Genomic DNA, 26,699 nt, shown 5'->3' with positions numbered 1-26,699 from the left:
CCGGCCCGTGTCCGGCCGTCCTTGGTGGGCGCAGCAGGGTTCGAACCTGCGACCCCCTGCTTGTAAGGCAGGTGCTCTTCCACTGAGCTATGCGCCCGGAAGGGGCGCCGGTCCGCCGCGTGGGTGGGCGGGCGGTCCGGCGCCGCCGGCCTCAGCCGTTCAGGGCGGCCACGGCCTTCTTCCACGCTTCCTGGTCGCGGGGCTCACCAGGCTGGTTGATCTCGGCGAACCGGATCACACCGTCCTTGTCGATCAGGAAGGTGCCCCGGTTGGCCAGCCCGGCGGCCTCGTTGAACACGCCGTAGGCCTTGGCGACCTCGCCGTGCGGCCAGAAGTCCGACAGCAGCGGGAACTGGTAGCCCTGCTGCTCCGCCCACGCCTTCAGGCTGAACGGCGTGTCCACGGACACACCGATGACCTGGACGCCCTCGTTGGTGTAGGTGGCCAGCTCGTCGCGCACCTGGCACAGCTCGCCCTGGCAGATACCGCTGAACGCGAACGGGTAGAACACCAGCAGCACGCTGCTCTCACCCCGGTAGGACGAGAGCGTGACCTGCTGCTTGTTGTAGTCGTTGAGCGTGAAGTCCGGGGCCTCCGAACCGACCTCAGCCGCCATTCCGCGCATCCTCCCAGGGTGTGAGCGCACGTTGCCCCGCCAAGCCTAGGGGACGGCCCGACGCGGTCAGCGTGCGCGGTGGCAAGACTCTCACCGAGTGCGGCCTCAGCGTCGGGTCTTGACTGTCTTCGGCGGCACCAGCCTGGTCCCGGCCCAGTCCGCCGCGACGCTGATGTTGGACGTCTGCGCGAGTCCAGCGGTGGGCACCGCCTCGGCGATGTCACTCGGCTCGACGTGCCCGGGCCGCCCCGTCTTCGGGGTCAGCACCCAGATCACGCCGTTCTCGGCCAACGGACCAGTGGCGTCCATGAGCGCGTCGACCAGGTCGCCGTCGCTCTCCCGCCACCACAGCAGGACGACGTCAACCACCTCATCGGTGTCCTCATCGAGGAGATCACTCCCGATGCGCTCCTCGATCGCGGCACGAACGTCGTCGTCAACGTCCTCGTCCCAGCCGATCTCCTGGACCACCATGCCCGGTTCGATCCCGAGCTTCTCGGCGACGCCGACCTTGCCAGCGTCTCCCGCGGCGACCACGGCTTCCACTCCTCCAACTACACCAAGTGCGGCAGACCACACGGGTCGCCGCACACTGTGCCAACTCTGGTCGCGATTAGCGAACACTGCGCATGCCCCCCTGCGCAACCGCCCACACCGTGACACGCCGTGACTTGACCCCCTCGACACCTTGCCGATGCAATGAGGCACCCTTGGACACACCTCTTATTGCGCGCGCGCGAGGACACGATTCAGCATTACTCACCGGTAGCGGTGACGAGGACGGGTACCTGGGGCGACGATGAGAGGACAATAGGACGGTTGGGCGTCACTCGGACGGGACCCGACCGTGCCGGTGACTCCGCTCAGTAAGCGGGGTTGATCGGCCAGCACAGAAGACAACCCAGGCGAGGAGAACCCTTGGCCCCGCAGAACAACGCCAACGGCGGCACGGGCACCCATGGACGAGTGCACGTCATCCGCGACGGCTTCGCGTCCTACCTTCCGGACATCGACCCGGAAGAGACCTCCGAGTGGCTGGAGTCGTTCGATGCTGTGCTGAAGGGCGCCGGCCAGCAGCGTGCCCGCTACCTGATGCTGCGCCTGCTGGAGCGCGCCCGCGAGAGCCGTGTCGGCATCCCGTCTCTGACCAGCACCGACTACGTCAACACGATCCCCACCGAGCAGGAGCCCTGGTTCCCCGGTGACGAGGAGACCGAGCGCCGCTACCGGGCCTGGATCCGGTGGAACGCGGCCATGACCGTGCACCGCGCGCAGCGGCCCGGCGTGGGCGTCGGCGGCCACATCTCCACCTACGCCTCCTCGGCCACCCTCTACGAGGTCGGCTTCAACTGGTTCTTCCGCGGCAAGGACCACCCGGGCGGCGGCGACCAGATCTACATCCAGGGCCACGCCTCCCCCGGCGTCTACGCCAGGGCGTTCCTGGAGGGCCGGCTGTCCGCCGAGCACCTGGACGGCTTCCGCCAGGAGTACTCGCACGGCGGGGCCGGCGCCGGTCTGCCGTCCTACCCGCACCCCCGGCTGATGCCGGACTTCTGGGAGTTTCCCACGGTCTCCATGGGCCTGGGCCCGATGAACGCCATCTACCAGGCCCGGTTCAACCGCTACCTGCACGCCCGGGGCATCAAGGACACCTCCGACCAGCGGGTGTGGGCCTTCCTCGGGGACGGCGAGCTGGACGAGGCCGAGTCGCGCGGTCTGGTGCACGTGGCCGCCAACGAGGGTCTGGACAACCTGACCTTCGTGATCAACTGCAACCTGCAGCGGCTGGACGGCCCGGTCCGCGGCAACGGCAAGATCATCCAGGAGCTGGAGTCGTTCTTCCGCGGCGCCGGCTGGAACGTGATCAAGGTGATCTGGGGCCGGGAGTGGGACGCGCTGCTGCACGCCGACCGCGACGGCGCGCTGATCAACCTCATGAACGTCACCCCGGACGGTGACTACCAGACCTACAAGGCCAACGACGGCGCCTACGTCCGGGAGCACTTCTTCGGCCGCGACCCGCGCACCAAGGAGCTGGTCGCCAAGCTGAGCGACCAGGAGATCTGGAACCTCAAGCGGGGCGGCCACGACTACCGCAAGGTGTACGCGGCCTACCAGGCGGCCGTGGAGACCACCGGTCAGCCCACCGTGATCCTGGCGCACACCATCAAGGGCTACGGCCTCGGCCCGCACTTCGAGGGCCGCAACGCCACCCACCAGATGAAGAAGATGACCCTGGACGACCTGAAGTTGTTCCGGGACACCCTGCGCATCCCGATCTCCGACGCCGACCTGGAGCGCGACCCCTACCTGCCGCCGTACTACCACCCGGGGCCGGACGCGCCGGAGATCCGCTACCTGATGGAGCGGCGCCGCCAGCTCGGCGGCTACCTGCCGGAGCGGCGGGCCAAGTCCAAGGCGCTGGTGCTGCCGGGCGACAAGGTCTACGACGTCATCCGGCGCGGGTCCGGCAAGCAGGAGGTCGCCACCACCATGGCGTTCGTCCGGCTGGTCAAGGACCTGGCCAAGGACAAGGAGATCGGCAAGCGGATCGTGCCGATCATCCCGGACGAGGCCCGGACCTTCGGCATGGACTCGATGTTCCCCACGCAGAAGATCTACAACCCGCAGGGCCAGCTCTACACGTCCGTGGACGCCCAGCTGATGCTCGCCTACAAGGAGAGCGACACGGGCCAGATCCTGCACGAGGGCATCAACGAGGCCGGCTCCACCGCCTCGTTCACCGCGGTCGGCACGTCCTACGCCACGCACGGCGAGCCGATGATCCCGATCTACATCTTCTACTCGATGTTCGGGTTCCAGCGCACCGGTGACGGCCTGTGGGCCGCCGCCGACCAGATGGCCCGGGGCTTCGTCCTGGGCGCCACGGCCGGCCGCACCACGCTGACCGGTGAGGGCCTGCAGCACAACGACGGCCACTCGCTGCTGCTGGCGCACACCAACCCGGCCGTGGTCGCCTACGACCCGGCGTGGTCCTACGAGGTGGCCCACATCGTCAAGGACGGGCTGCGCCGCATGTACGGCGAGCAGGCCGAGGACGTGTTCTACTACCTGACCGTCTACAACGAGCCCTACCAGCAGCCGGCCGAGCCGGCCGACCTGGACGTGGAGGGCCTGCTGCGCGGCCTGTACCGGTACGCGGTGGCGCCGGGCACGGGCGGCCCCCGGGCGCAGGTCCTGGCCTCGGGTGTGGCCATGCCGTGGGCGCTCAAGGCCCAGCAGCTGCTCGCCGACGAGTGGGGCGTGCAGGCCGACGTGTGGTCGGCCACGTCCTACTCGGAGCTGCGCCGCGAGGCCGTGGAGATCGACCGGCACAACCTGCTCCACCCGGAGAGCGAGCCGCGCGTGCCGTACGTGACCCAGGTGCTGGAGGACGCGGCCGGGCCGGTGGTGGCGGTGTCCGACTGGATGCGCGCCGTGCCCGACCTGATCCGCCCGTGGGTGCCCGGCGACATGCTCACCCTGGGCACGGACGGGTTCGGCTTCTCCGACACCCGGCCGGCCGCCCGCCGGCACTTCCTGGTCGACGCCGAGTCCATCGTGGTCGGTGTGCTCACCGCGCTGGCCCGCCGCGGTGAGGTGGACCAGGCCAAGGTGATCGCCGCGACCCGCAAGTACCGCCTGGACGACGTGACCGCGGCCGGCCCGCAGACCTCGGACCCCGGGGTCGCCTGAGCCGGCCGAGCAGCGCGTGCGCTGAGGCCGTAACGGGTATTCAGGGGCGCCGTGCCCCCCCATTTCGGTGGGGGCGCGGCGCCCCTGCTGTTTTTCCCGGGGCGCCGCCACTGACGCCGCTGGCGCCGCGGCGCACTCCGCCACCCCCGGCGGTGTGGACTGTACGAACGCACAGATTTGTTGTGGCGAATTATGTGTTCGGCCGCACGGGTCAATCGGGCAAGTGGATCACCGGGTTGCGCCGGACGTTTCCGGGGGCGTCGGATTCGCCTAGCGCACTGGGGTGAACGGCGCAATTCACCGTAGTCGTCCGCCCGGAATGCGGCCCCCTGGCCCGCCCCGCCAAAAACTGGCCGGCTTTGGCCAACCGTGTTGACGGGCAGGCCGCCGCATACCCCGCCACCTGCTCCGGGTGCCAGGTGGAGCACGGTGCCCTGCCCGTTTGTCCCGACTCCGCCGGGCACGCCGTCCCCCGCTGTTAACAGTATTGGGAATACTGTCAATAACCCACCCTTCATGAAACATATTCGTATCTTTTCTTCTGCCTGACGGCATTTACGCTGAACCCAGTTCGCGCGAACACCCTGCCCTTATCCCCCTAGTGCCCGGGCCGCCTATCCGGTGGCCCTGGTGCGCCCTGCACAAAGGGAGAGCCCAGTCATGGGAGAAGTTCGTGCTACCTGGCTCAGGCGGCTGGCCGGAATCGGGCTGGCCGCCGGCACCGCCGTGGCGGTGACAACCGGCGCGACGGCGACCGCGTCGGCGGCCGAGGCCAACATCCTCGACGCGGGTGCGGCTGACGCCATCCCCGGCAGCTACGTCGTGGTGCTCAAGGACTCGCTCGGCGTGTCCGCAGCCGCCTCGGCGAACAGCCTGGCCAGCAAGTACGGCAGCTCGATCAAGCACACCTACTCGGCCGCGCTGTCCGGCTTCTCGGCCACGATGAGCGAGAAGCAGGCCCGCAGACTGGCCGCCGACCCGGCGGTCGCCTACGTCGAGCAGGACCGCACGGTGCGGCTGGACGCCACGCAGACCGGCGCGACCTGGGGCATTGACCGCATCGACCAGCGGGCCCTGCCGCTGAGCACCACCTACACCTACTCGACCACGGCGAGCAACGTCACCGCCTACGTGATCGACACGGGTGTGCGGGCCAGCCACAGCCAGTTCGGCGGTCGGGCCAGCTCCGGCTACGACTTCGTGGACGACGACACCAACACCGACGACTGCCAGGGCCACGGCACCCACGTGGCCGGCACCATCGGCGGTTCCACCTACGGTGTCGCCAAGGGCGTGAAGATCGTGGGTGTCCGGGTGCTCGACTGCAACGGTTCGGGCAGCTACGCGGACGTGATCGCGGGCATCGACTGGGTGACCGCGAACCACTCCAGCCCCGCCGTGGCCAACATGAGCCTGGGTGGTGGCGTCTACACCGCGGTGGACCAGGCGGTGCAGCGCTCGATCGCCTCGGGCGTCACCTACGGCATCGCGGCCGGCAACAGCTCGGCGAACGCCTGCAACTACTCGCCGGCCCGCACGCCGGAGGCGATCACCGTGGGCGCGACCACCAACACCGACGCCAGGGCCTCCTACTCCAACTACGGCTCCTGCGTCGACATCTTCGCGCCGGGCACCAGCATCACCTCGTCGTGGAACACCAGCGACAGCGCCACCAACACCATCAGCGGCACGTCCATGGCGACCCCGCACGTGGTGGGCGCGGCCGCGCTGTACCTGGCCAACAACCCGTCGGCCAGCCCGGCCACCGTGCGCAACGCCCTGGTCGGCGCCGGCACCACCGGCGTGGTGACCAGCCCGGGCAGCGGCTCGCCGAACGTGCTGCTCTACACCGGCTCGTTCTGACCGCTCGGTGAGTTCTGACTGATTCCGGCCCCGGGGCGGACGAACGCTCCGTCCCGGGGCCACCACTCCCGGCAAGGAGAGAAGCCATGCCGCGACCACGATCGCTCTGGACGGGTCTGTGCCTGGCCGCCAGCGTCGCCGTCGTCACCCTGCACCCGGCGACGGCGAGCGCGGCCGGCACTGCCCCTGCGGCCCGCTCCGGGGTGGTCGCGGTCGCGGCTCCGGCCGACGCCGTGCCCGACAGCTACCTGGTCGCGCTGCGCGACCAGGCTGGGGCCGAACTGGACGTGACCGCCCTGGCCGCCCGCTACGGCGGCCACGTCCAGCACGTCTACCGGGCCGCGCTGCGCGGCTTCGCCGTGACCATGAGCGCGGCGCAGGCACAGCGGCTGGCCGCCGACCCCGCCGTGGCCAGCGTGGAGCAGAACGCCCGCGTGCGCCGGGGCGGCACCGCGGTGAGCGCCGCCGGCGTGCAACCCAACCCGCCCTCCTGGGCGCTGGACCGGATCGACCAGCGCGCGCTGCCGATGGACGGCCGGTACGCGTACCCGAACCCGGCCGGCAACGTCCACGCCTACGTCATCGACACCGGCATCAACATCAACCACGCCGACTTCGGCGGGCGCGCGCACTACGGCTGGGACTTCGTGGACGACGACGCCATCGCCGACGACTGCAACGGCCACGGCACGCACGTGGCCGGCCTCATCGGTGGCGGCTCGTACGGCGCGGCCAAGGGCATCCAGCTCTACGCGGTGCGGGTGCTGGACTGCGTCGGCTCGGGCACGATCGCGGACGTGGTGGCCGGCGTGGAGTGGGTGACCACCCACCACGTCAAGCCGGCGGTGGCCAACATGAGCCTGGGCGGCGGTGCCTCCAGCGCGCTGGACCAGGCGGTGCGGAACTCGATCGCGGCCGGCGTGACCTACACGGTGGCCGCGGGCGGCAGCGCGAGCAGCGCGTGCGACAGCTCCCCGTCCCGGGTGACCGAGGCGATCACCGTTGGCGGCACCACCATGTCCGACAGCAGGGCCTCGTTCTCCAACTACGGGTCCTGCCTGGACATCTTCGCGCCGGCGGTGACCATCACCTCGACCTGGATCGGCAGCCCCACGGCCACCAACACGCTCAGCGGCAACTCCATGGCCGCCCCACTGGTGGCCGGCGGCGCCGCCATGTACCTGGCCGACAACCCCACCGCCACCCCGGCCGCGGTGACGGCCGCGCTGGCCGCCAGGGCCACCACGGGCGTGCTCACCGGGGTCGGCGCCGGCTCACCCAACCGGCTGCTCTACGTCGGCCCCTGACCGGCCACTGCCAGGCCACTGGCCTGGCGACGGGCCGCGACCTCGGCGGCGGCACGGACGAACGCGGCCAGCGCCAGCGACCGGCTGCGCTCCGGCCAGCCGAGCGACAGCGTGATCGGCTCGGCGTCGACCACGGGTACGCAGGGCAGCGTCGTGGTCCGGCTGACCGTCTCCGGCATCACGGCCACGGCCAGCCCCAACGCCACCAACTGCATCAGTTGACCGCTGTCGCGCACCTCAGGCCCGCTGGCCTGGTCGGGTGTCATGCCCGGCCAGCGCGGCAGTGGCTCGTCGCGCAGGTCGGCCACGCGCACGCCGGCCCGGCCGACCAGCCGGTGTCCGGGCGGCAGCACCGCCACCTGGCGCAGGGTGAGCAGGTCCTCGGTGTCGAACCCGCTCAGGTCGTCGTACGGGTGGTGCAGGAACGCCACGTCGGCGCGGCCCTGCCGGAGCACGCCGGCCTGCTCGCCGATGCCGCAGACGAGCACGTCCACCGGGATCGCCTCGGGGTCGGCCCGGTAGGTGGTGAGGATCTCGGGCAGCAGGCCGGCGTCGCAGTTCGGCTTGAGCACCACGGCCAGCGCCGGGCTGGACCGGCCGGCGCGCCGCGCCCGGTTGCCGGCCGCGGCCAGCGCGTCCAGTGCCTTGTGCCCCTCGCGCAGCAGCACCTCGCCGGCCGGGGTGAGCGCGACCCGGCGGGTGGTGCGCTCCACCAGGGTCACGCCCAGCCGCCGTTCGACCTGGCGGATCGCTCGGGACAGCGGCGGCTGGGCGATGCCCAGGCGTTCGGCTGCCCGGCCGAAGTGCAGTTCCTCGGCCACGGCCACGAAGTACCGCAGCTCGCGCGAGTCCAGCTGATTCATACCGTGAGGGTATCGGTCGGGACCGAACGGGTCTTTCCCTTCTTTCGGGCGCTGGAGTGAGCTTGCGGCCATGACAGCAAGCACCACACGCACTCCGACCATCGCCCTGGTGACCGGCGGCAACAAGGGCATCGGCCGACAGATCGTGGCCGGACTGGCCGAGCGGGGCATGACCGTGCTGCTCGCCGCCAGGGACGCCGAGCGCGGCGAACAGGCCGCCGCCGAGGCGCGGGCGGCCGGCGGGGACGTGCACGCGATCACGCTCGACGTGACCGACCCGGCCACGGCCGCCGCCGCGGCCCAGCGGATCGACGAGCGGTTCGGCCGGCTCGACGTGCTGGTCAACAACGCCGGCATCACCGGGAACGCCTCGGGCACGCCGAGCCTGACCAGCCCGGACGCCATGCGCTCGGTGTTCGACACCAACGTCTTCGGCGTGCTCACCGTGACCAACGCGCTGCTCCCGCTGCTGCGGCGCTCGGCGGCGCCGCGCATCGTCAACATGTCCAGCTCAGTGGGGTCGATGGCGGAGATGACCGACCCGAACAGCCCGACCAGCGAGCTCGTGTCCGCCACCTACATCCCGTCCAAGACCGCGCTCAACGCGCTGACCGTGCAGTACGCCAAGGAACTCGGCAAGGACGGTTTCCTGGTCAACGCCGCGTGTCCGGGCTACTGCGCCACGGACCTGAACGACCACCGCGGCTACCGCACCGCCGCGCAGGGCGCGGCCGTCGCCGTCCGGCTGGCCACCCTCGGCACGGACGGCCCCACCGGCGGGTTCTTCAACGAGGACGGCCCCCTGCGGTGGTGAGACCGCGACCGCGCCAACCGAGCGGCAGCGGCCCTCAACGGGACCGGACCGGCCCAGAGCGGAGCGGCAGCGATCCAGGGCAGAGCGTTGGCAGTCCACAACGGTCTGCTCTCCCGTGATGGGTCGGCAGTGATCCGCACTGGAGCGACTGAGATGCAGCAGCGAGTGATGCCAGTCCACAACGGGCTGACTTCTACCCGAGATGGGTTGGCAGTGATCCACACTGGAGTGGCGGTGATCCGCAGTGGAGCGGCAGTGATCCGCAGTGGAGTGACAGCGATCCGCACTGGAGTAACAGCGATCAGGGACAGAGCGGTGGCAACCCCCAACGGGCTGACCTCGACCCGCAATGGGTCGACAGAGAGCCCTACTGGAGCGGCAATGATCCGCACTGGAGCGGCAGTGATCCGCACTGGAGCGGCAGTGCTCTACCGCGGGCTGACCGGGTGCGGTGCGGCGCGGCGGCTGGCGCGGCGGGTCACGGCGACCAGGGTGACCACCACCAGGATCAGGGCCAGGTCGACCAGGGCCGAGCAGGTCATGGCGGCGGCGTAGTCGGTGCCGGTCGGCGCGTCGCCGGCCACGGCGAAGAACAGCGCGCCGATCAGGGCGACCCCGGCGGAGCCGGCGAACTGCTGGGTCGTGGTGAGCATGCCCGCGCCGATCCCGGCCTGGTGCGGGCGCACCCCCACCAGGGCGGCGCCCACCAGTTGCGGCAGCACCAGCCCGTTGCCGACGCCCACCAGCGCCAGCGCGCCGAGCACCCAGGCCAGGCCGGGGGACTGCGGCGCGGCCAGCAGGCGCAGGGCGAGCAGCAGCAGGCCGGCGGCGGTGACGCAGCCGCCGAACACCATCACCGGACGGCCGTGGCGGGCGACCAGCCGGGCGCCCAGCAGTGAGGTCGTGGTGTACAGCAGGCCCATCGGGGCGAAGACCAGGCCGGCGCCGAGCGCGCCCAGGCCGAGGCCGCCCTGCAGCAGCAGGGTGAGGGTGAACATGAAGCTGGCGAAGTAACCCATGAACGCCACGCCCGCGATCAGGCCGGCGGTGTAGGAGGGCACCCGGAACAGGGACAGCTCCAGCACCGGCTGCCCACCCAGGGCGGACAGCCGCCGCTGCCGGCGCCCGGTGAGCACGGCCACGGGCAGGGTGGCGGCCAGGCACAGCCAGGTCCACGCCGGCCAGCCCTGGGTGCGGCCCATCGCCAGGGGCACCAGGACCAGGGCGAGGCTGCCGGCCACCCCGAGGGCGCCGGGCAGGTCCAGGCGGGTGCGGCGGCCCGGCTCCGCCGGTGAACGGTCGGCCGGTGAACGGTCGGCCGGGTCGGGGTGGGACGGCAGCAGCCGGGCGGCCAGCACCGCCGCGATGGCGCCGACCGGCACGGCCACCAGGAAGACCACCCGCCAGCCCAGGCCCAGCACGTCGGCGCGCAGCAGCAGGCCGCCGAACACCTGGCCGGCGATGGAGCCCACCCCACCGGCCACGCCGTACCAGCCCAGGGCCGCGGCCCTGGCGTCGGCCGGGAAGACCCGGGTGATCACCGCCAGCACCTGCGGCACCATGACCGCGCCGGCCAGGCCCTGGGCCAGCCGGGCGAGCACCAGCTGGGCGGGGTTGGCGGCCAGCCCGCACAGCAGCGTGGTGACGGTGAAGGCGAGCATGCCCAGGACGAACACGCGGCGGTGGCCGACCAGGTCGCCGAGCCGGCCGCCGGTGATCATGCCGGCCGCGTAGGTGAACGCGTACCCGCCGACGATCAGCTCCAGCGCGGTCGGGCCGGCGCCCAGGTCGCGGTGCAGCGCGGGCGCGGTGACGTTGACGACGAAGAAGTCGAACTGGGCCAGGAACTGCGCGGACAGCAGCACGGCCAGCAGCACGCCCGGGTGTCGCGTTCGGGTGGGGAGCACCATCTCTACCACATCGCGGATAATAGATATCCGGGATACGCCGTGTCTACGATCAGGGTATGAAGCTGTCGCAGGGAGTGGAGTGGGGCCTGCACTGCACCTCGCTGCTGGCGCAGGCCCCGGCCGACCGGCCGATCCGCCGGGACGTGCTGGCCGGCCACTACGGCCTGCCCGACGCCTACCTCGCCAAGCACCTCCAGGCGCTGACCCGCGCCGGGGTGCTGCACGCGCTGCCCGGTCCCCGGGGCGGCTACCGGCTGGCCCGGTCCCCGGAGCGGATCACCGTGCTGGACGTTGTCGAGGCCATCGAGGGCAGCACCAGCGCGTTCGTCTGCCAGGAGATCCGCCAGCGCGGCACCGGCGCGGTCAGCCCGGACCAGTGCAGCAACCCGTGCGCGATCAGGAGCGTGATGGACCAGGCCGACGCGGCGTGGCGGGACAGCCTGCGCGGGGTCACCGTGGCCGACCTGGTCGACCGACTGCCGCCGGGGGTCCGGGAGCGCAACGCCGACCTGCTGGCCGCCGCCGGCGGCTGAGCGCGCGGCCGGCCGGCTCAGTCGGCCGCCGACAGCGCGTCGGCGAGGGCCTCGGTCGCGCTGCTCCTGGGCGGTCCGACCGGCGCCCACTCGCCGTTGTCGGCCCGGTAGGCGTACCAGCGGCCGTCCCGGCCGAAGCGCAGTTGCAGCCCGAGGGCCGGCACGGTCCACCGGTTGCGCCAGACCCGCTCCCCGGGCTGGTCGGTGTCGTCGGGGCCGCCGGCCACCGCGGCGCCGCCGGTGCCGTCACCGGTGTCGGCGAGGGCGGCGCGGGCCAGGGCGAGTTCCCGGCGGAACGGGCTGCGCCGGTCGGGTGTCCACGCCTGCTCCAGGGTCTGCAGGCCGGCGGCCCCGCCGAACGTCCACGCGGCCACGGCTCTGGCCAGGTGCGGTCCGCTCGGGTCGCCCGGTTGTCTGGTGCGCGGCCAGTCCCCCGGGTGGGTGGCGGCCAGCCGCACCGTGTCCTGCCAGCGGGTCAGCTCGGCCGGCAGGTCACCGCCCTGGCCGGTCAGGCTGTCGGCGAGCAGCTGGCGGGCCCGGCCGGCCGCGTCCCGCGCCAGCAGGGCCAGCCCGGCCGGGTCCACGCCGGGCGCCTCGGGCACGGTCAGCAGCGGCTCGGCCGCGTGGTCCTCGGGCGGCAGCGGGTCGTCGAGGTCGGGCAGGGGCGCCGGCCGCGCCGCGAACGCCTCGGCCGCCGGGGTGCCCCCGGCCGGCCCACCGCCGGTCCGGGCCGCCGGCACGGACACCTCGGCCTGGCGCACGTTGCGCCGCTGCATCTCGTCCAGCAGCTCCCGCTCACCGCGCCCGCGCATCAGCAGCAGCACGAACGGGTCCGCGTCCAGCAGCCAGGACGCCTGGTAGCACAGGGCGGCCGCGTGCTTGCACGGGTCGCCCCAGTCCGGGCAGGTGCACTCGGGTTGCAGGTCGCCGATGCCGGGCAGCAGCGGGATGCCCAGGTCCTCGGCGGAACTCACCAGGTCGTGCGGCATGTCCCGGTCCAGCAGCGCGGCGATGTGCCCGGCGGTGGCCGCCACCCGGTCCAGGAACTGGTCCCACTGGGCGGCGGTGAGCTGCTCCACGGTCACCTGCGTCTGGTAGGGCGTGTCGCGGCTGCCGTAGACCAGGGCGGCCAGCCGACCGGGGCTGACCACGATCGGCCCCACGTACCCGGCCCTGGCGTAGGTGCGGCCCCGGGACAGGCGCTTGCGGTCCAGGGAGGCGTCCTCCATGGCGGTGATCCACGCCTCGCCCCACCAGGTCCGGGCGAACCGCGCGCCGCGCCGCTGCGGCGGGAACGCGGGGAAGGCCCTGGCCTGCTGCTCGGCGGACCGGCGGCGACGGGCGGACGTGCTCATCGGGCCCTCCTCAGCGCGACCAGGTCGGCCAGTTCCGCGTCGGACAGCTCGGTCAGTGCGGCCTCGCCCGAGGTCAGCACCGCGTCCGCGAGTTCCCGCTTGGCCGCCAGCATGGTGGCGATCCGGTCCTCCACCGTGCCCTCGGTGACCAGTCGGTGCACCTGCACCGGCCGGGTCTGGCCGATCCGGTAGGCGCGGTCGGTGGCCTGGTCCTCCACGGCCGGGTTCCACCACCGGTCGTAGTGCACGACGTGCTCGGCGCGGGTGAGGTTGAGCCCGGTGCCGGCCGCCTTGAGCGAGAGCAGGAACACCGGCACCTCGCCGTCCTGGAAGCGCCGCACCATCTCCTCGCGGCGGGCCACCGGCGTGCCGCCGTGCAGCAGCTGGCTGGGCACGCCCCGCTCGTCCAGGTGCCGTTCGATCAGCCGCGCCATGGCCACGTACTGGGTGAACACCAGCACGGCGCCGTCCTCGGCGAGGATGGTGTCCAGGAGTTCGTCGAGCAGTTCCAGCTTGCCGGACCGGCCGCTCAGCTGCGGCGCGGACTCCTTGAGGTACTGGGCGGGGTGGTTGCAGATCTGCTTGAGCCCGGTGAGCAGCTTGACGACCAGGCCGCGCCGTCGCATGCCGTCGCTGGCACTGATCTGGGCCATGATCTCGCGCACCACCGCCTCGTAGAGCCCGGCCTGTTCGCGGCTGAGCGCGACCGGGCGGTCGGTCTCGGTCTTGGGCGGCAGTTCGGGCGCGATGCCCGGGTCGGACTTGCGGCGGCGCAGCAGGAACGGCCGCACCAGCCGGGCCAGCCGGGCGGCCGTGGCCTGGTCCTTGTCCGCCTCGATCGGGCGGGCCCAGCGGGCGCGGAACGCGCTGAGCGGGCCGAGCAGCCCCGGTGTTGTCCAGTCCACGATGGACCACAGTTCGGCGAGGCTGTTCTCGACCGGGGTGCCGGTCAGCGCCACCCGCGCGGGCGCGGGGATGGTGCGCAGTGCCCTGGCCGTGCCGGACAGCGGGTTCTTCACGTGCTGTGCCTCGTCGGCCACGACCATGCCCCAGCTCGCCCCGGCCAGCCGCTCGGCGTCCAGCCGCATGGTGCCGTAGGTGGTGAGCACGAACCCGTCGGTGAGGCCGTCCAGGGACCGGCCCGGGCCGTGGAACCGGCGCACGGCCGCGCCGGGGGCGAACCGCTGGATCTCCCGCTCCCAGTTGCCCAGCAGCGAGGCCGGGCAGACCACCAGGGTGGGGCCGGCGGTGTCGGGGTGCTCCTGGCGGTGCAGGTGCAGCGCGATGAGCGTGATGGTCTTGCCGAGGCCCATGTCGTCGGCCAGGCAGCCGCCCAGGCCCACCGCGGTCAGCTGGGCCAGCCAGCGCAGGCCGCGCAGCTGGTAGTCGCGCAGGGTGGCGGCCAGTGCGGCGGGCTGGGCGACCAGGTCGTCGCCGTCCAGCCGGTCCAGCCGCTCGCGCAGCTCCGCGAGCCACCCGGTGGACGCCACCGGGACGCGTTCGCCGTCGATCTCGGCGCTGCCGGTCAGCACCGCGCCCAGGGCGTCGATCGCGGCCAGCGGCTTCAGTTCGCGTTCTCGGGCCCGGCGCACCAGTTCCGGGTCGACCAGCACCCACTGGTCGCGCAGGCGCACGGCCGGTCGGTGCGCCTCGGCCAACTGGTCCAGCTCGGCCTCGGTGAGCACGTCGTCGCCGAGGGCCACCTGCCAGTTGAACCGCAGCAGGGTGGTGCCGCCGAAGAACGCCGGCAGGTCCGACGGGGCGGCCTCGGCCGCGGCCACCTCGGCCCGCGCGGTCAGGTCCCTGGCCAGTTCCCTGGGCCAGTGCACGTCCACGCCGACCGAGGCCAGCCGGGCGGCGGCGGTGCCGAACAGCTCGTGCACGTCCTCGTCGCTGAGCGCGAGTTCGTCGGGCACCGCCTGGGCCAGCAGCCGCTCCAGCACCGGCCACACCCGGGCGGCGCGGCGCACCGCCACCATGGTGTCGATCCGGGCCGACGCGGCGAACCCGTGGCCGGTGCCGGCCCAGAGCTGGCCGGCGTCGACGACCAGGGTGGGGTCGGCGAGGTCGTGCACCTGCACCACGGCGTGGAAGGCGACCTCGTCGGGCAGGGTGTCGGGTGCGGCGGCGCCGAACCTGGTCAGGCCGGGCAGTTCCAGGCGCAGTGACACGCGCACCCCGGCGTCGACGCCGGCGGCCAGCTCACCGGCCCAGCCGCGCAGTCGGGGCACCCGCTGCGGGGCGGCGGCGGCGAACAGCGGACTGCCCGCGGCGTGCTCGGCGGCCGGGGTCCTGGGCATGCCGTCGGCGACCGCGTCCAGGAAGGCGCGCACCGCCGCCTCGGCGTTGGGCAGTTCCAGCGGTGTGCGCCCGGGCACCGGCACGGCGCGCGCGGTGGCCGGCATGGCCTCGGCCAGCCGGCGCAGCCGCTCGACGTCGGCCGCGTCCAGCGGGCCGACCCGCCAGGCGTCGAAGTCCCCTGGCGAGACGCCGGGCAGCAGCCGGCCCCTGGCGACCAGTTGCAGGGCCATGAGCGCGGCCGCGCCCCAGAACGCCGCGGCCGGGTGCGCGTCCGGCTGCTGGCGGGCCCTGGTCAGCACCGGGACGGCCGCACCGACCGGCAGCCGCAGCGCGGGCACGCGCGTCTGGCGCACCCCGGCGGCGTCGGCGCTGACCACGGTCAGCTCACCGGGGTCGCCGACGTCCTCGGGCAGCTCGACGTGCGGGCCGGAGTCCGGGCGGTAGAAGGCGAGCCCGCCGGTCCTGGGTGGGTCGCCCGGTTCGAACACCACCGCGCACCGCGCGAGCCGCCGCAGCGTGTCCGCGCTCAACCCTCGACCGGTGTTGCCGCCCAACGGCCCGTCCCTCCCTGGCCTCGCCCCTGTCCGCCCGCGCCGAGCCGCCCGGCACACCGGTCCGCCCACGGGTGCGCCGCCCGGGTGGGCCGTGGGCCGCACCGGAGACCAGACACGGGCGCACCAAGGTAACCGCTGTTCGCGGGGCGGCCGCGCTCACCCACGCGGGCCGGCCGGCGTGGTGGCTCAGGCGGTGCCCAGGGCTTGGGCGCGCACCCGCGCGGTCTGCTTGGCGGTGCGGTTCCAGTCCAGCCACCCGCGCACCACCAGCACGGCGAACACCACGTAGACCAGGGCGCTGAACCACAGCCCCGAACTCAGCTGCAGTGGCACGCCCACCGCGTCCACGGCCAGCCAGACCAGCCAGAACTCGACCAGGCCGCGCGCCTGGGCCAGGTAGGCCACGGCCGTGCCGACGAAGATGGCCGCGTCCGGCCACGGCGCCCAGGAGGCGTTGAGCGCCTTGAGCACCAGGGCCATGGCGACCGTGCCCACGCCGAGCAGCCCCAGGATGAGCAGCCGCTCCCGGGTGGTTCCGGTGCGCACCACCAGCCCGAAGACCGGGTCACGCCGCCGCGTCCACTGCCACCAGCCGTAGATGGCGAGCAGCAGGATCACCACCTGCCTGGCGGCCAGCCCGCCCAGGTGGACCGAGGTGTACACCCAGAACAGCAGCACGTTCGAGCAGACCTGGACCGGCCACGACCACACCGTGCGCCGGTGCGCCAACACGACGACGGTCAGGGCGAATATCTGTCCGATGAACTCGGCGAAGGACATCCACTGGCCGAGCACGGTGATCCCGTGATTCCACAGCACCTGCACCCCGAGCGCTCCTTCCCAACGCTCCGGGGGCCACGGGGATGCCCGAGACGCGCACCGACCAGCGGCCGGCCACGTGCCCCTGGCGGGCGGCGACCAGCTCGCTGGCCGAGAGCCGCGCGAACGCGGATCCACGGCACGGTCGAGCAGCGTGCGCGTCCTCCCATCCGGACTGTCACCGTCGGCCCCGGAATCCCACCGGGTCAACCGCCAACGAGGTCGTTGACGGGTCGCGGGCTGGACGGTCCTGGTCGGACCGCTCACCGCCGGTTCGGAATTTCACCGAGCCCCGGAGCGCACGTCTCCTGACTGCGCCAACATCAGCACCGCAGCCCCTGTTCCCCCACTTCTTGTGAGCTGTCTCACCAGGACCACGATCGGGCAGACCGGTCGCGGCCGCACGTCCAGCCGCCGCCTCCACCCAGTCCGCCGTCCTCAGTCCGGCAGGGAGCCCAGGCCGGCCGGTGGCGTGGGCGGGTCCTCCCGGCGGGTGGGCCGCTGCGGGGGTGGCGGGCTGCTGGCGTGCCGGCCGGCCCGGCCGATCCGGCGGCGGCCGGCGCCGCCACCGATCTCGTCGTCCGCGTGCAGTTCACCGGACCAGGAGCCGCGGTCCGACCACGTCTCCTCGTCCTGGTCCTCCTGTCGGCCACTCTCCTGTCTGCCGCGTTCCGGGCGCCCGCTCTCCCGGCGTTCCCCGCTCCACCGCTCGCCGGCCGGGCCGCCCAGTTGGGCGGTGTCCTCCACGCCGGCCCGGTCAGCGCCCTCGTCGGCCCGGCCGGTCCCGCCGGGGCCGCCGGCGCCGGCCGGTGCGGTGGCGGGGGCGGGGGTGCGGGCGGCCTCGTGCTGCAGCCGGGTGAGCCAGTCCTCCCAGCGCCGCTGCATGGGCCGGACGAGACCGCCGCCCACCCCGACCACCAGCACCCCACCGATGGTGGCCAGCACGGTGATCAGCACGGGCAGGGTCACGGTGACGGCGATGCCGAGCTGGTCGAGCGCGGCGATCACGCCGAGGGCGATGACGAACACCCGGACGCCGGTGCCGATCAGGCCGGTGTGCGGTCGCTGGCCGAGCGCGCTGGCGAGCACGTCCCGCAGTGCCGCGCCGATCGCGGCGGCCACCAGGACCAGCACCACCGCCACCACGATCCGGGGCAGGTAGGCAATCACCTGATTGAGCAGTTGGCTGACCGGGTTGCTGGCGCCGAACATGCCGAACGCCAGTTGCAGCGCCATCAGCAGCACGAAGTAGAAGACCAGCTTGACGATCAGTCCGGTCGCGCTGACCGGGGCCTTGCCCAGCACTCGGCTGATCCCGGCGCGCTCCACCAGTTTCGGGAAGCCGGTCCGGGTGAGCAGCAGGTCAACGCCCTTGGCCAGGGCCTTGGCGATCAGCCAGCCGACGAGCAGCACCAGCAGGAAGCCCACGAGCCTGGGGACGAACGAGATGAGTTCCGACCAGGCGTCCCCGAGCCCTCGGCGCAGTTGATCGCCCACAACACTCTCCTCTGGGCAGCTCGACCGTTCACGTGTTGGGTGGAGCGTTTCCCAGCGGCATGCCCAAGGCAAACTGGCTGTGGCACGAAGGAGTGACTGACGTGGCGTTTCTCGCCAAAACAGTCCAGAGTGGAGGGACCGGTGGGGACCGGGGAGAGGGCCGCCCGGCGCTTCGCTCGCCGGGCGGCCCGACTACGTGGCCGGCCCGGTGACCGCGCGGCCCCGGGAGCGGGGCGGCAGCGGCCCAGCGTGCGATTCTGGGCGACATGAGCAGCGCGGATCGCCCGACGAAGTCGGGCGAGAGCCCGAGTGACACAGCGCGCCCGACGAAGTCGGGCGAGAGCCCCAGCGGCACAGCGCGCCCGGCGAAGTCGGGCGAGAGCCCCAATGACGCGACCAGCCCGACCGAGCCGGGCGGCAGCGCCGGTGCCCCGGACGCCCCTGATGCCTCTGATGCCCCTGATGCCCCGAACGCCACCAGCGCGGTCTCGGCGGCGCGGGCGCTGTCCGCGCGAACGCTGCACAACCTGGAACGCGCCTCCGGTGAGCTGGCCGCGGCCACCAGCGCCGCCATGGAGCAGCGGCTGCCCTGGTTCCGCCGGATGCCGGCCGACCAGCGGGCCAGCGTGCTGCTGGTGATCCAGGGCGGGGTGTCCGGGTTCGTGTCCTGGCTGCGCGACCCCAAGCAGGTGATCCGGCTCACCGCCGAGGCGTTCCGGGCCGCGCCGAGGGACATGTCCCGCTGGGTGTCGCTGCGCCAGACCGTGGAGCTGGTCCGGGTCGCGCTGGAGGTGTTCGAGCGGCAGCTGCCCGGCCTGGCCGACAGCGCGGCCGAGCGGGTGCCGCTGACCGAGGCGGTGCTGCGCTACGGCCGGGAGATCGCCTTTGCCGCGGCCACCTCCTACGCGGCGGCCGCCGAGGCCAGGGGCGCGTGGGACGCCCGGCTGGAGGCGCTGGTGGTGGACGGCGTGGTGCGGGGTGACGCCGAGGAGTCGCTGTACTCGCGGGCCGCGGCGTTGGGCTGGGACCTGGCCGCCGAGGCCACCGTGCTGGTGGGGAACCCCCCGTCGGAGGACCCGCCGCAGGTGGTTTTCGGGGTGCGCAGCCGGGCGGCCCGGATCGGCCGGCCGGTGCTGCTGAGCGTGCAGGGTTCGCGGCTGGTGGTGGTGCTGGCCGGGTCCACCGAGCCGACCGGCGGGCCGGACGTGCTGGCCAGGATGGCCGACGCGTTCGGGCCGGGGCCGGTGGTGGCCGGCCCGACCGTGACCAGCATCGCCGAGGCGCACCGCAGTGCCGCGGACGCGCTGTCCGGGCTGCGCGCGGTGGTGGGCTGGCCGGGTGCGCCTCGGCCGGTGCGGTCCACGGACCTGCTGCCGGAGCGGGCGCTGGCCGGTGACCCGGAGGCCGAGTGGCAGCTGGTGGACCGGGTGGCCCGGCCGCTGGAGGACGCGGGTTCGGCGCTGTTGGACACGGTGGACACCTACCTGGAGGTCGGCGGCGTGCTGGAGGCGTGCGCGCGCCGGCTGTACGTGCACCCGAACACGGTTCGCTACCGGCTGCGCCGGGTGACCGAGTTGACCGGGCGCAACCCCAACGACCCGAGGGACTCGCTGGTGCTGCGGGTGGCGCTGTCGGTCGGCCGGCTGGCCAGGGCCCGCGGCCTGTGGTGAGCGCGCCGGAGCGGGCCGCCCCACCGGACCAGGTCGCCCCAGCGGACCAGGCCGTGCCACCGGAGCGGGCCACCGCGCCGGAGCGGGCCGAACCGGGGCAGGAGGAGAAGAAGCAGGTCAGGCCACAACCGACGGGGTTCGGGCAGCCCGGTTACGCTGCGGGATAACGCCTGGTCCACCGGATGAATCGGGGAAAACCGACAGCCGTGCGTCGCCGGGCGTTTGTAGACGCTCCACAACTTCGGCCGCTGGACTTCGTGTCCGGCAACATCCCGGACCGGGCGGGTCAGCGTGTTCAGTGAACGCGTGATCGCACTTCTCGCCCCCGGCCAGGGTTCCCAGTCGCCCGGCATGCTCGCGCCGTGGCTCGAACTGGACGGGGCACGACAGCGGGTCGAGGGGTGGTCCGAGGCCACCGGCCTCGACCTGGTCCGCCTGGGGACCACCGCGGACGCGGACGAGATCAAGGACACCGCGGTGACCCAGCCGCTGGTGGTCGCCCTCGCGCTGCTGGCATACGAGGAGCTGAGCCGCCGCGTCGAGCTGCCCGCGGACGTCCCGGTCGCCGGCCACTCCGTGGGTGAACTCGCCGCCAGTGCCATCGCCGGCGTGCTCAGCGCGGACGACGCCGTGGCGCTGGCCGCGGTGCGCGGCGCGGAGATGGCCGCGGCCTGCGCGCTGGAGCCCACCGGCATGGCCGCGGTGCTCGGTGGCGACCCGGACGAGGTCGTCGCGCACCTGGACAGCCTCGGGCTGATCGCGGCCAACCGCAACGGCGCCGGGCAGATCGTGGCCGCCGGGCAGCTGCCCGCGTTGGAGAAGCTCATCGCCGAGCCGCCGGCCGGTGCCCGCAAGGCGGTCGCGGTCAAGGTGGCCGGCGCGTTCCACACCCACTACATGGCCCCGGCCGAGGAGGCGCTGCGGGCGCGGGCGGCCGGTGTGACCACCGCCAACCCGACCAGGCCGCTGCTGTCCAACGCGGACGGTACCGTTGTCGAGGAGGGTGCCGAGGTGCTGCGGCGGCTGGTCGCCCAGGTGACCCGGCCGGTGCGCTGGGACTCCTGCCAGGCCACGCTGCGCGCCCTCGGGGTGGACGCCGTGGTCGAGCTGCCGCCGGCGGGCACGCTGACCGGGCTGGCCAAGCGGGAGCTAACCGGGGTCGGCACTCTCGCCCTGAAGACCCCCGACCACCTGGACAAGGTGGCCGAGCTGCTGGGCGCCGCCAGTGGCAACGACGAGACCGAGAGCAGCGAGAACGCCCAGTGACCGACGACCGCGACCGCACCTCACCGCGCCTGGCGCTGCGCCAGCGCACCGGCCCGGCCCACACCCGCCTGCTCGGGTTCGGCAGCGCCCAGGGCAACCGGGTGGTGACCAACGACGACATGGCCAAGCTCGTCGACACCTCCGACGAGTGGATCCGGCAGCGGGTCGGCATCGTGGAGCGCCGGTTGGCCGACGAGGACCAGTCCCTGGTGGACATGGCCACGGCGGCCGGGGCCAAGGCGCTGGCCAACTCCGGGACCTCGCCCGACGAGGTGGACACGGTGATCGTGGCCACCTGCACGCTGGTCGGCGGCATCCCCAACGCGGCGGCACGGGTGGCCGACCGGGTCGGCATCGTCCAGGCGGCGGCCTTCGACCTGAACGCCGCGTGCGCGGGCTTCCCGTACTCGGTCATGGTGGCCTCGGACCTGATCCGCGGTGGCAGCGCCAGGAAGGTGCTGGTGATCGGCGCGGAGCGGTTCACCGACTGGGTGGACTGGACCGACCGGGCCAACTGCGTGATCTTCGGGGACGGCGCTGGCGCGGCCGTGGTGGCCCCGTCGGAGGAGCCGATGATCGGCCCGGTGGTGTGGGGCAGCAACGGTGACCTGGCCGACCTGATCTACCTGCGGGAGAACCGCTACGTGTTCCAGCAGGGCCAGTCGGTCTACCGGTGGGCGACCACCCAGATCTGGCCGATCGCCGAGCGCGCGGTGGCCGCGGCCGGGCTGAGCCTGGCCGACATCGACGTGCTCGTGCCGCACCAGGCCAACCTGCGCATCGTGGAGGCGTTGGCGCGCAAGCTGCGGGCCAACGGCGCGCGGGCGGAGATGGTGGTGGCCGACGACATCACCTACTCCGGCAACACCTCGGCGGCCTCGATCCCGCTGGCGTTAGACCACATGACCGCGGCCGGGCAGGTGCACAGCGGTGATGTCATGCTGCTGGTGGGGTTCGGCGCCGGGCTGTCGTACGCGGCCCAGGTCGCGATCGCCCCGTGAACCGGCGGCACCACACGGAAGACTCGCGGGCGGGCGCCATGAGCCCGTTCGGCAACAGCGAGAAGGAAGGGAAGCGTCCGTGAGCAACGAGGACATCCAGAAGGGGCTCGCCGAGATCGTCGAGGAGGTCGCGGGTGTCGCGGCCAACGAGGTGACCGAGGAGAAGTCCTTTGTGGACGACCTGGACATCGACTCGCTGTCGATGGTCGAGATCGCCGTGCAGGCCGAGGACAAGTTCGGGGTGAAGATCCCGGACGAGCAGCTGGCCAACCTCAAGACCGTGGGCGATGCGGTGAACTACATCGCCACCAACAAATGACCAATAACGACGTCGTCGTCACCGGGCTGGGCGCGACCACACCCCTGGGTGGGGATGTCGCGTCCACTTGGGACGGTCTGCTCAACGGCCGCAGCGGGATCAGCCGGATCGAGGCCGAGTGGGTCGAGAAGTACGAGCTGCCGGCCCGCATCGCCGGGCAGCTGGCCGTCGAACCCACCGAGATCCTGCCCAGGGTCGAGGCCCGTCGGCTGGACCGCTCCGAGCAGGTCGCCCTGGTCGCCGCGCGTCAGGCTTGGGCGGACGCGGGCCTGGACAAGGACGCGGTCGACCCGGAGCGGCTGGGCGTGGTGGTCGGCACCGGCATCGGTGGCGCGCTCACCCTGCTGCACCAGGACGACCTGATCGAGACCCAGGGGCTGCGCAAGGTCTCGCCGCTCACCGTGCCGATGCTGATGCCCAACGGCCCGGCCGCGCACGTCGGCCTGGACCTGGGTGCCCAGGCCGGGGTGCACGCCCCGGTGTCGGCCTGCGCCTCCGGCTCCGAGGCGCTGGCGTGGGCGTGGCGGATGCTGCGCGCCGGTGAGGCGGACGTGGTGGTGGCCGGCGGCGCCGAGGCGTGCATCACCACCATCACCATGGCGGGCTTCGCCCAGGCCAGGACGGTGAGCACGCGCAACGACGAGCCGGAGCGGGCGTCCCGGCCCTTTGACGCGGACCGCGACGGTTTCGTGCTCGGCGAGGGCGCCGGGATCATGGTGCTGGAGCGCGCGGAGTACGCGGCCGCTCGCGGCGCCCGGGTCTACGCCCGGCTGGCCGGCGCGGGCACCAGCTCCGACGGCTACCACATCACCGGGCCGCACCCCGAGGGCATCGGCCAGATGCGGGCGATCAAGGCGGCCCTGCGCACCGCCGGCCTGTCCCCCGAGGAGGTGGGGCACGTCAACGCGCACGCCACCGCCACGGTGGTGGGCGACGTGGCCGAGACGATCTCGGTGCGGCGGGCGATCGGCGACCACGCCGTGGTCACCGCCCCCAAGGGCGCGCTGGGGCACCTGCTCGGCGCGGCCGGCGCGGTGGAGGGCATCGCCACGGTTCTGTCCATTCGCGACGGACTCGTCCCACCCACGCTGAACCTGGAGAACCTGGACCCGAAGGTGGAGCTGGACGTGGTGGCCGGCGAGCCGCGCAAGGTCAGGTTGGACGCCGCGGTGAGCAACTCGTTCGGGTTCGGCGGCCACAACGTCACCCTCGCCTTCACCTCCGCCTGATCCGCCGCGCCCCGTGGTTCGAACCGGGCTGTGCCACCCCACCCGGTTCGAACCCCAGGCCCCCCCGCCCGCGAGTCGACTGTGCAAACCCCCCGAGTTGACACTTCAGGCAGGGCCGTTCGGGTGATGCGGGGCCGGGTGGACCCGGCGGGACCTCCCGCCGGCCCCGTCGGGCGTCAGCAGGACTCGTACCGCGTCAGCAGGACTCGTACTGGGGGCTGCGGTTCTCCGGCCCGTTGCTCAGCTTGAGCTTGTTGCCGTCCCAGACCAGCAGGTAGACCACGCGCCAGCGGATGCAGTCGCTGCGCAGGTCGTCCGGGGCCTTGGCGGTGTCCTGGGTGCTGACGAAGTTGAGCAGCACCCGCAGGCTGGTGGTGGACGCGGACTCGATCCGCTGCACCACGATGCTGCCGTCCTGGGTGCTCGCGTAGTCGGATTCCCACTGGCTCCGGGGCATGCCCTGGGCGCGCAGCGCGGTGACCGTGGCCGCCCAGGCGTCGTAGCGGCGGTCGTTGATCGCGTCGAAGTGGCTCTGCAACAGCCCGCGGACGGCCTCGTGCTCCGGGTGTTCGGCGGCGTCCGCGGTCAGCTTCACCGTGCGGTCCCCGGGCAGGGCGGCCCGCGGCGTCGTCGAGCTGACCTCGGCCAGCGGCGGCGTGTCGACCAGCGGACGCTGGTAGATCTCCCTGGTCAGCAGCCCGGCGCCGGCGGAGGCGGCGGCGACCAGCACGACGAGCGGGATCATCCAGCGCACGGTTGACGAGGTCTGCTGAGCGGGTGGCACCCGTCGAGGGTGCCACAACGCGTCGGTGGGGTGTCCGCCGATGGTCGGGTGGGCGGTCCACGCCCGGCCCACCCAGTCCCGGTTCGCCCGGCCCCGGCCCACCGGCCGCCAGGCGAGGCGACGGCCTACCCGACCCGGTGCAGCCAGGTGACGGGTGCGCCGTCCCCGGCCCGCCGGAACGGTTCCAGCGCGTCGTCCCAGGCGGCGCCGAGCAGTTCCTCCACCCGGTGGGCGAAGGACTCCCCGCCCCGGCTGCTCGCGGCCAGGGCCCGCAACCGGTCCTCGGTGACCACGATGTCACCGTTGGCACTGGTGTTGCCGCGCCACAGGCCGAGCCCGGGCGCGAAGCAGAACCGCTCGCCGTCGGCCCCGGGGCTGGGTTCCTCGGTGACCTCGAAGCGGAGCATCGGCCAGGCGCGCAACGCCTTGGCCAGTCTGCCGCCCGAACCGGTGTCGCCGGTCCAGGCGCACTCGGCGCGCAACTGCCCCGGCGCCGCTGGTTGCGCCGTCCACCGAAGGTCCACCCGGCCGCCGAGGACGCCCGAGATCGCCCACTCGACGTGCGGGCAGACCGCAGACGGCGACGAGTGGACGTAGACCACGCCACTGGTGCTGCCACGGGTGCTCACTGCTGACCTCCGCTGTTCGACGAGGGACGTCTTCCCCTACGACCTCGCCCAGTGGACGACCACGCGATCACCCGATGCGCCATTCTGCCCTGCCCGTGGCCGCGTCCGCCAGAAGAACGCCGAGGAACCCGGGAACGCATTCACCCCGTCGAGCGCTCAGGTCCGGCCGCGCACCCAGCGGCGCGCCGGGCGGGCGGGTGACCGTGTCCCACCATCCGGTGAGGGTGCCGCTGGCACTGTCCACCGTGGCCGGTCACCCCGTCGCACTGATCACGCCGTTCCGAATGGCCGCCTCCGGATTCTCCAGCGAGGCTACGGTGGTCAGCGAAGATCGGGGTAGCGCTCGGCCGGTACGGCGAGCGCAGGGAGGTGGGCCGTGCGCCTGATCCGGTTCGGCAAGGAACCCTCACAGGTCGGAGCGGACGTGCGAGCCGCACTGGCCACGTGGGGCTCGGGGGAGAACATACTCGGTGGGGTCGCCCTGCTCGGCGTGCAGCCCCCTGGTTGCCCGCGCGCGCTGGACGCGCTGGTGGTGCTGCCCAGGGGCGTGATCGTGATCGTTGGCGTGGACCTGCCCGATCCGGCGATGCGGCTGGAGGCGCCGCTGGCCGGGCCGTGGCGCATCGACGGCTGGCCGCTGACCCGGTCGGACGGGGCGGTGAGCCCGGCGCGCGAGGCGCTGGACGCCGCCGCGGCCGTGGCCAACCGGCTGCAGCTGATGCGCGTCGAGCCGCTGCCGGTCAGCACGGTGGTGGCGGTCGGCCCGTACGTGGACAAGGTGGTGCAGCCCACCACCGACCTGAACCGGGGGGTGCGCGTGCTGCACCCCGAGCCGGGCAGCCTGCTGGCCGCCGTCCGGGAGCTGGCCACCTGTGACCGGCCCTGCGCGGTGGCCCAGGCCCAGCAGGTGATCGGCGCGCTGCTGCCGGCCGCCGCGGCCGCCGCGGTGCGCGTGGGCGACCTGCGGGTCGAGGGGTTCCCCGAGGTGGTCACCGCGCCGCTGGCGACCGCGAGCACCACGCTGCTGCCCCGGGTGCCCGCCCGGGTCCAGCCCACCCCGCAGCCGGTCGGGGCCGCGCAGCGCCGGGCCCCGCGCTGGCTGCCGTTCGCCGCGGCCGGGCTGATCGGCGGGCTGCTGGTGGGCGGGATCGCGGTGGCCGTCGGTTCCGGCCGCGACGCGGTGTCCACCGGGCCGGCCGCGCCCACCACCAACGCGGTCAGCGTGGCCGGGACGAGCTTCCTGCCCAGGGGCGCGGACAGCGACCGGGACTGCGCCGCGCACGCCTACGGGGACGTGCGCGCCTGGCTGGCCGACAACCCGTGCCGGGAGCTGCGCCGCGCCCAGTACGAGACCACTGTGGACGGTCGCGCGGTGGGGGTGTGGCTGGCCGAGGTCCGGTTCGACGACACCACGCGCGCCGACCAGTTCCGCAGCCGGCTCGGCACGCCCGGCGCGGGCGGCATCAACGACATGGCCAGGGAGGGCACCCGCTGGGTGGGTGGCCCGCAGTCGTTCGACCAGGCCACCTTCGCCAGTTCGCGGACCGGGAGCACGGTGCGGCTCGCCCAGGCGGCGTGGGTCGAGGGCGGGGCCGCCACCGACGACCCGCAGCTGGGCGAACTCACCGAGCAGGCGCTGCGGCTGCCCAGCATCCAGTGACACCAGCAGCCAG

The 26,699-nt window shown here is 73.2% G+C and carries 20 protein-coding genes, 1 tRNA gene, 1 pseudogene and 1 riboswitch; of the genes and pseudogenes, 11 read left to right on the top strand and 11 right to left on the bottom strand.

The features are described from left to right. Window positions 1-22: 22 nt before the first annotated feature. The 3 genes from LX83_RS10580 to LX83_RS10570 form a co-directional block, all read right to left on the bottom strand. Window positions 23-97, bottom strand: a tRNA-Val gene (locus tag LX83_RS10580). A gap of 54 nt (window positions 98-151) precedes the next feature. Beyond that, on the bottom strand, window positions 152-616 hold the full coding sequence (locus tag LX83_RS10575) for a peroxiredoxin (protein ID WP_253770177.1): 465 nt from the start codon (window positions 614-616) through the stop codon (window positions 152-154). A 105-nt stretch (window positions 617-721) separates the two neighbouring features. Beyond that, window positions 722-1,153, bottom strand: coding sequence for a DUF3052 domain-containing protein (locus tag LX83_RS10570; RefSeq protein ID WP_253769825.1), 432 nt, complete (start codon window positions 1,151-1,153; stop codon window positions 722-724). Between the two features lie 381 nt (window positions 1,154-1,534). On the opposite strand from LX83_RS10570, the gene aceE reads away from it, so the two are divergent. From aceE to LX83_RS10555, 3 genes and pseudogenes are all read left to right on the top strand, one after another. Next, window positions 1,535-4,312, top strand: coding sequence for a pyruvate dehydrogenase (acetyl-transferring), homodimeric type (gene aceE, locus LX83_RS10565; RefSeq protein WP_253769823.1), 2,778 nt, complete (start codon window positions 1,535-1,537; stop codon window positions 4,310-4,312). A 660-nt stretch (window positions 4,313-4,972) separates the two neighbouring features. Next, window positions 4,973-6,169 (top strand): annotated as a pseudogene (locus LX83_RS10560) (S8 family peptidase); the annotation flags it as partial. Between the two features lie 92 nt (window positions 6,170-6,261). Then, window positions 6,262-7,482 (top strand): S8 family peptidase, encoded by a 1,221-nt coding sequence (locus LX83_RS10555; RefSeq protein ID WP_253769821.1) that lies wholly within the window; start codon window positions 6,262-6,264, stop codon window positions 7,480-7,482. Here LX83_RS10555 and LX83_RS10550 read toward each other — a convergent pair. After that, window positions 7,467-8,345, bottom strand: a complete 879-nt coding sequence (locus tag LX83_RS10550) for a LysR family transcriptional regulator (RefSeq protein WP_253769819.1) — start codon at window positions 8,343-8,345, stop codon at window positions 7,467-7,469. The two genes, LX83_RS10555 and LX83_RS10550, sit on opposite strands and share 16 nt — an antisense overlap. 70 nt (window positions 8,346-8,415) lie before the next feature. Here LX83_RS10550 and LX83_RS10545 point away from each other — a divergent pair, with 70 nt between their 5' ends. Beyond that, window positions 8,416-9,159, top strand: coding sequence for an SDR family oxidoreductase (locus tag LX83_RS10545; protein WP_253769817.1), 744 nt, complete (start codon window positions 8,416-8,418; stop codon window positions 9,157-9,159). 428 nt (window positions 9,160-9,587) lie between these two features. Here the strand turns inward: LX83_RS10545 and LX83_RS10540 are convergent, their stop codons facing one another. Continuing rightward, entirely contained in the window at window positions 9,588-11,069 is a 1,482-nt protein-coding gene (locus LX83_RS10540; protein WP_253770175.1) for an MFS transporter, read from the bottom strand. Window positions 11,070-11,125: 56 nt separating this feature from the next. Between LX83_RS10540 and LX83_RS10535 the strand changes: the two genes are divergently transcribed. After that, window positions 11,126-11,602, top strand: coding sequence for an RrF2 family transcriptional regulator (locus tag LX83_RS10535; RefSeq protein ID WP_253769815.1), 477 nt, complete (start codon window positions 11,126-11,128; stop codon window positions 11,600-11,602). Window positions 11,603-11,619: 17 nt separating this feature from the next. Here LX83_RS10535 and LX83_RS10530 read toward each other — a convergent pair whose 3' ends face one another. The 4 genes from LX83_RS10530 to LX83_RS10515 form a co-directional block, all read right to left on the bottom strand. Beyond that, complete coding sequence (locus LX83_RS10530) at window positions 11,620-12,957, bottom strand: SWIM zinc finger family protein (protein WP_253769813.1); 1,338 nt, start codon at window positions 12,955-12,957, stop codon at window positions 11,620-11,622. Further along, window positions 12,954-15,488, bottom strand: coding sequence for a DEAD/DEAH box helicase (locus LX83_RS10525; protein WP_253770173.1), 2,535 nt, complete (start codon window positions 15,486-15,488; stop codon window positions 12,954-12,956). Before LX83_RS10525 ends, LX83_RS10530 begins: the two co-directional genes overlap by 4 nt. 510 nt (window positions 15,489-15,998) lie before the next feature. After that, window positions 15,999-16,637: a nicotinamide riboside transporter PnuC gene (gene pnuC / locus LX83_RS10520; RefSeq protein WP_253769812.1), complete on the bottom strand. Its 639-nt coding sequence runs from the start codon at window positions 16,635-16,637 to the stop codon at window positions 15,999-16,001. Between the two features lie 148 nt (window positions 16,638-16,785). Next, window positions 16,786-16,936: riboswitch (FMN riboswitch) on the bottom strand. A 133-nt stretch (window positions 16,937-17,069) separates the two neighbouring features. Next, window positions 17,070-18,128, bottom strand: coding sequence for a mechanosensitive ion channel family protein (locus LX83_RS10515; RefSeq protein ID WP_253769809.1), 1,059 nt, complete (start codon window positions 18,126-18,128; stop codon window positions 17,070-17,072). A 266-nt stretch (window positions 18,129-18,394) separates the two neighbouring features. Between LX83_RS10515 and LX83_RS10510 the strand changes: the two genes are divergently transcribed. The 5 genes from LX83_RS10510 (at window position 18,395) to fabF (ending at window position 23,613) form a co-directional block, all read left to right on the top strand. Further along, window positions 18,395-19,798 carry a PucR family transcriptional regulator gene (locus tag LX83_RS10510; protein ID WP_253769808.1) on the top strand — a complete coding sequence of 468 codons (1,404 nt, stop codon included), beginning with the start codon at window positions 18,395-18,397 and terminating at the stop codon, window positions 19,796-19,798. A gap of 306 nt (window positions 19,799-20,104) precedes the next feature. Beyond that, window positions 20,105-21,064: an ACP S-malonyltransferase gene (locus LX83_RS10505; RefSeq protein WP_253769806.1), complete on the top strand. Its 960-nt coding sequence runs from the start codon at window positions 20,105-20,107 to the stop codon at window positions 21,062-21,064. Then, the gene (locus LX83_RS10500) at window positions 21,061-22,065 is read left to right on the top strand and encodes a beta-ketoacyl-ACP synthase III (protein ID WP_407649517.1); all 1,005 of its coding nucleotides are present in this window, start codon (window positions 21,061-21,063) and stop codon (window positions 22,063-22,065) included. Before LX83_RS10505 ends, LX83_RS10500 begins: the two co-directional genes overlap by 4 nt. Window positions 22,066-22,144: 79 nt before the next feature. Next, entirely contained in the window at window positions 22,145-22,384 is a 240-nt protein-coding gene (locus tag LX83_RS10495) for an acyl carrier protein (protein ID WP_253769804.1), read from the top strand. Next, window positions 22,381-23,613 carry a beta-ketoacyl-ACP synthase II gene (fabF, locus tag LX83_RS10490; RefSeq protein WP_253769802.1) on the top strand — a complete coding sequence of 411 codons (1,233 nt, stop codon included), beginning with the start codon at window positions 22,381-22,383 and terminating at the stop codon, window positions 23,611-23,613. The genes LX83_RS10495 and fabF overlap by 4 nt, the downstream gene beginning before the upstream one ends. A 196-nt stretch (window positions 23,614-23,809) precedes the next feature. Here the strand turns inward: fabF and LX83_RS10485 are convergent, their stop codons facing one another. Together LX83_RS10485 and LX83_RS10480 are read right to left on the bottom strand one after the other, a co-directional pair. Further along, window positions 23,810-24,397, bottom strand: coding sequence for a hypothetical protein (locus LX83_RS10485; protein WP_253769800.1), 588 nt, complete (start codon window positions 24,395-24,397; stop codon window positions 23,810-23,812). A gap of 125 nt (window positions 24,398-24,522) precedes the next feature. Then, entirely contained in the window at window positions 24,523-25,026 is a 504-nt protein-coding gene (locus LX83_RS10480; protein ID WP_253769798.1) for a DUF3145 domain-containing protein, read from the bottom strand. Window positions 25,027-25,402: 376 nt separating this feature from the next. Between LX83_RS10480 and LX83_RS10475 the strand changes: the two genes are divergently transcribed. Continuing rightward, complete coding sequence (locus LX83_RS10475; protein ID WP_253769796.1) at window positions 25,403-26,686, top strand: hypothetical protein; 1,284 nt, start codon at window positions 25,403-25,405, stop codon at window positions 26,684-26,686. Window positions 26,687-26,699: the final 13 nt, after the last annotated feature.

Source organism: Goodfellowiella coeruleoviolacea (assembly GCF_024171785.1).
Lineage (GTDB): Bacteria > Actinomycetota > Actinomycetes > Mycobacteriales > Pseudonocardiaceae > Goodfellowiella > Goodfellowiella coeruleoviolacea.
Note: the sequence above shows the minus strand (reverse complement) of the source record. Positions and strands in the feature narration are given on the sequence as shown.

Bases quoted from the DNA above. Each gene is read 5' to 3' on its own strand.
- LX83_RS10535 (WP_253769815.1), top strand. From the start codon at position 11,126: ATGAAGCTGTCGCAGGGAGTGGAGTGGGGCCTGCACTGCACCTCGCTG.
- LX83_RS10555 (WP_253769821.1), top strand. From the start codon at position 6,262: ATGCCGCGACCACGATCGCTCTGGACGGGTCTGTGCCTGGCCGCCAGC.
- LX83_RS10545 (WP_253769817.1), top strand. From the start codon at position 8,416: ATGACAGCAAGCACCACACGCACTCCGACCATCGCCCTGGTGACCGGC.
- LX83_RS10530 (WP_253769813.1), bottom strand. From the start codon at position 12,957: ATGAGCACGTCCGCCCGTCGCCGCCGGTCCGCCGAGCAGCAGGCCAGG.
- LX83_RS10525 (WP_253770173.1), bottom strand. From the start codon at position 15,488: ATGGCCCTGCAACTGGTCGCCAGGGGCCGGCTGCTGCCCGGCGTCTCG.
- LX83_RS10550 (WP_253769819.1), bottom strand. From the start codon at position 8,345: ATGAATCAGCTGGACTCGCGCGAGCTGCGGTACTTCGTGGCCGTGGCC.
- LX83_RS10540 (WP_253770175.1), bottom strand. From the start codon at position 11,069: ATGGTGCTCCCCACCCGAACGCGACACCCGGGCGTGCTGCTGGCCGTG.
- LX83_RS10575 (WP_253770177.1), bottom strand. From the start codon at position 616: ATGGCGGCTGAGGTCGGTTCGGAGGCCCCGGACTTCACGCTCAACGAC.
- LX83_RS10510 (WP_253769808.1), top strand. From the start codon at position 18,395: ATGAGCAGCGCGGATCGCCCGACGAAGTCGGGCGAGAGCCCGAGTGAC.
- fabF (WP_253769802.1), top strand. From the start codon at position 22,381: ATGACCAATAACGACGTCGTCGTCACCGGGCTGGGCGCGACCACACCC.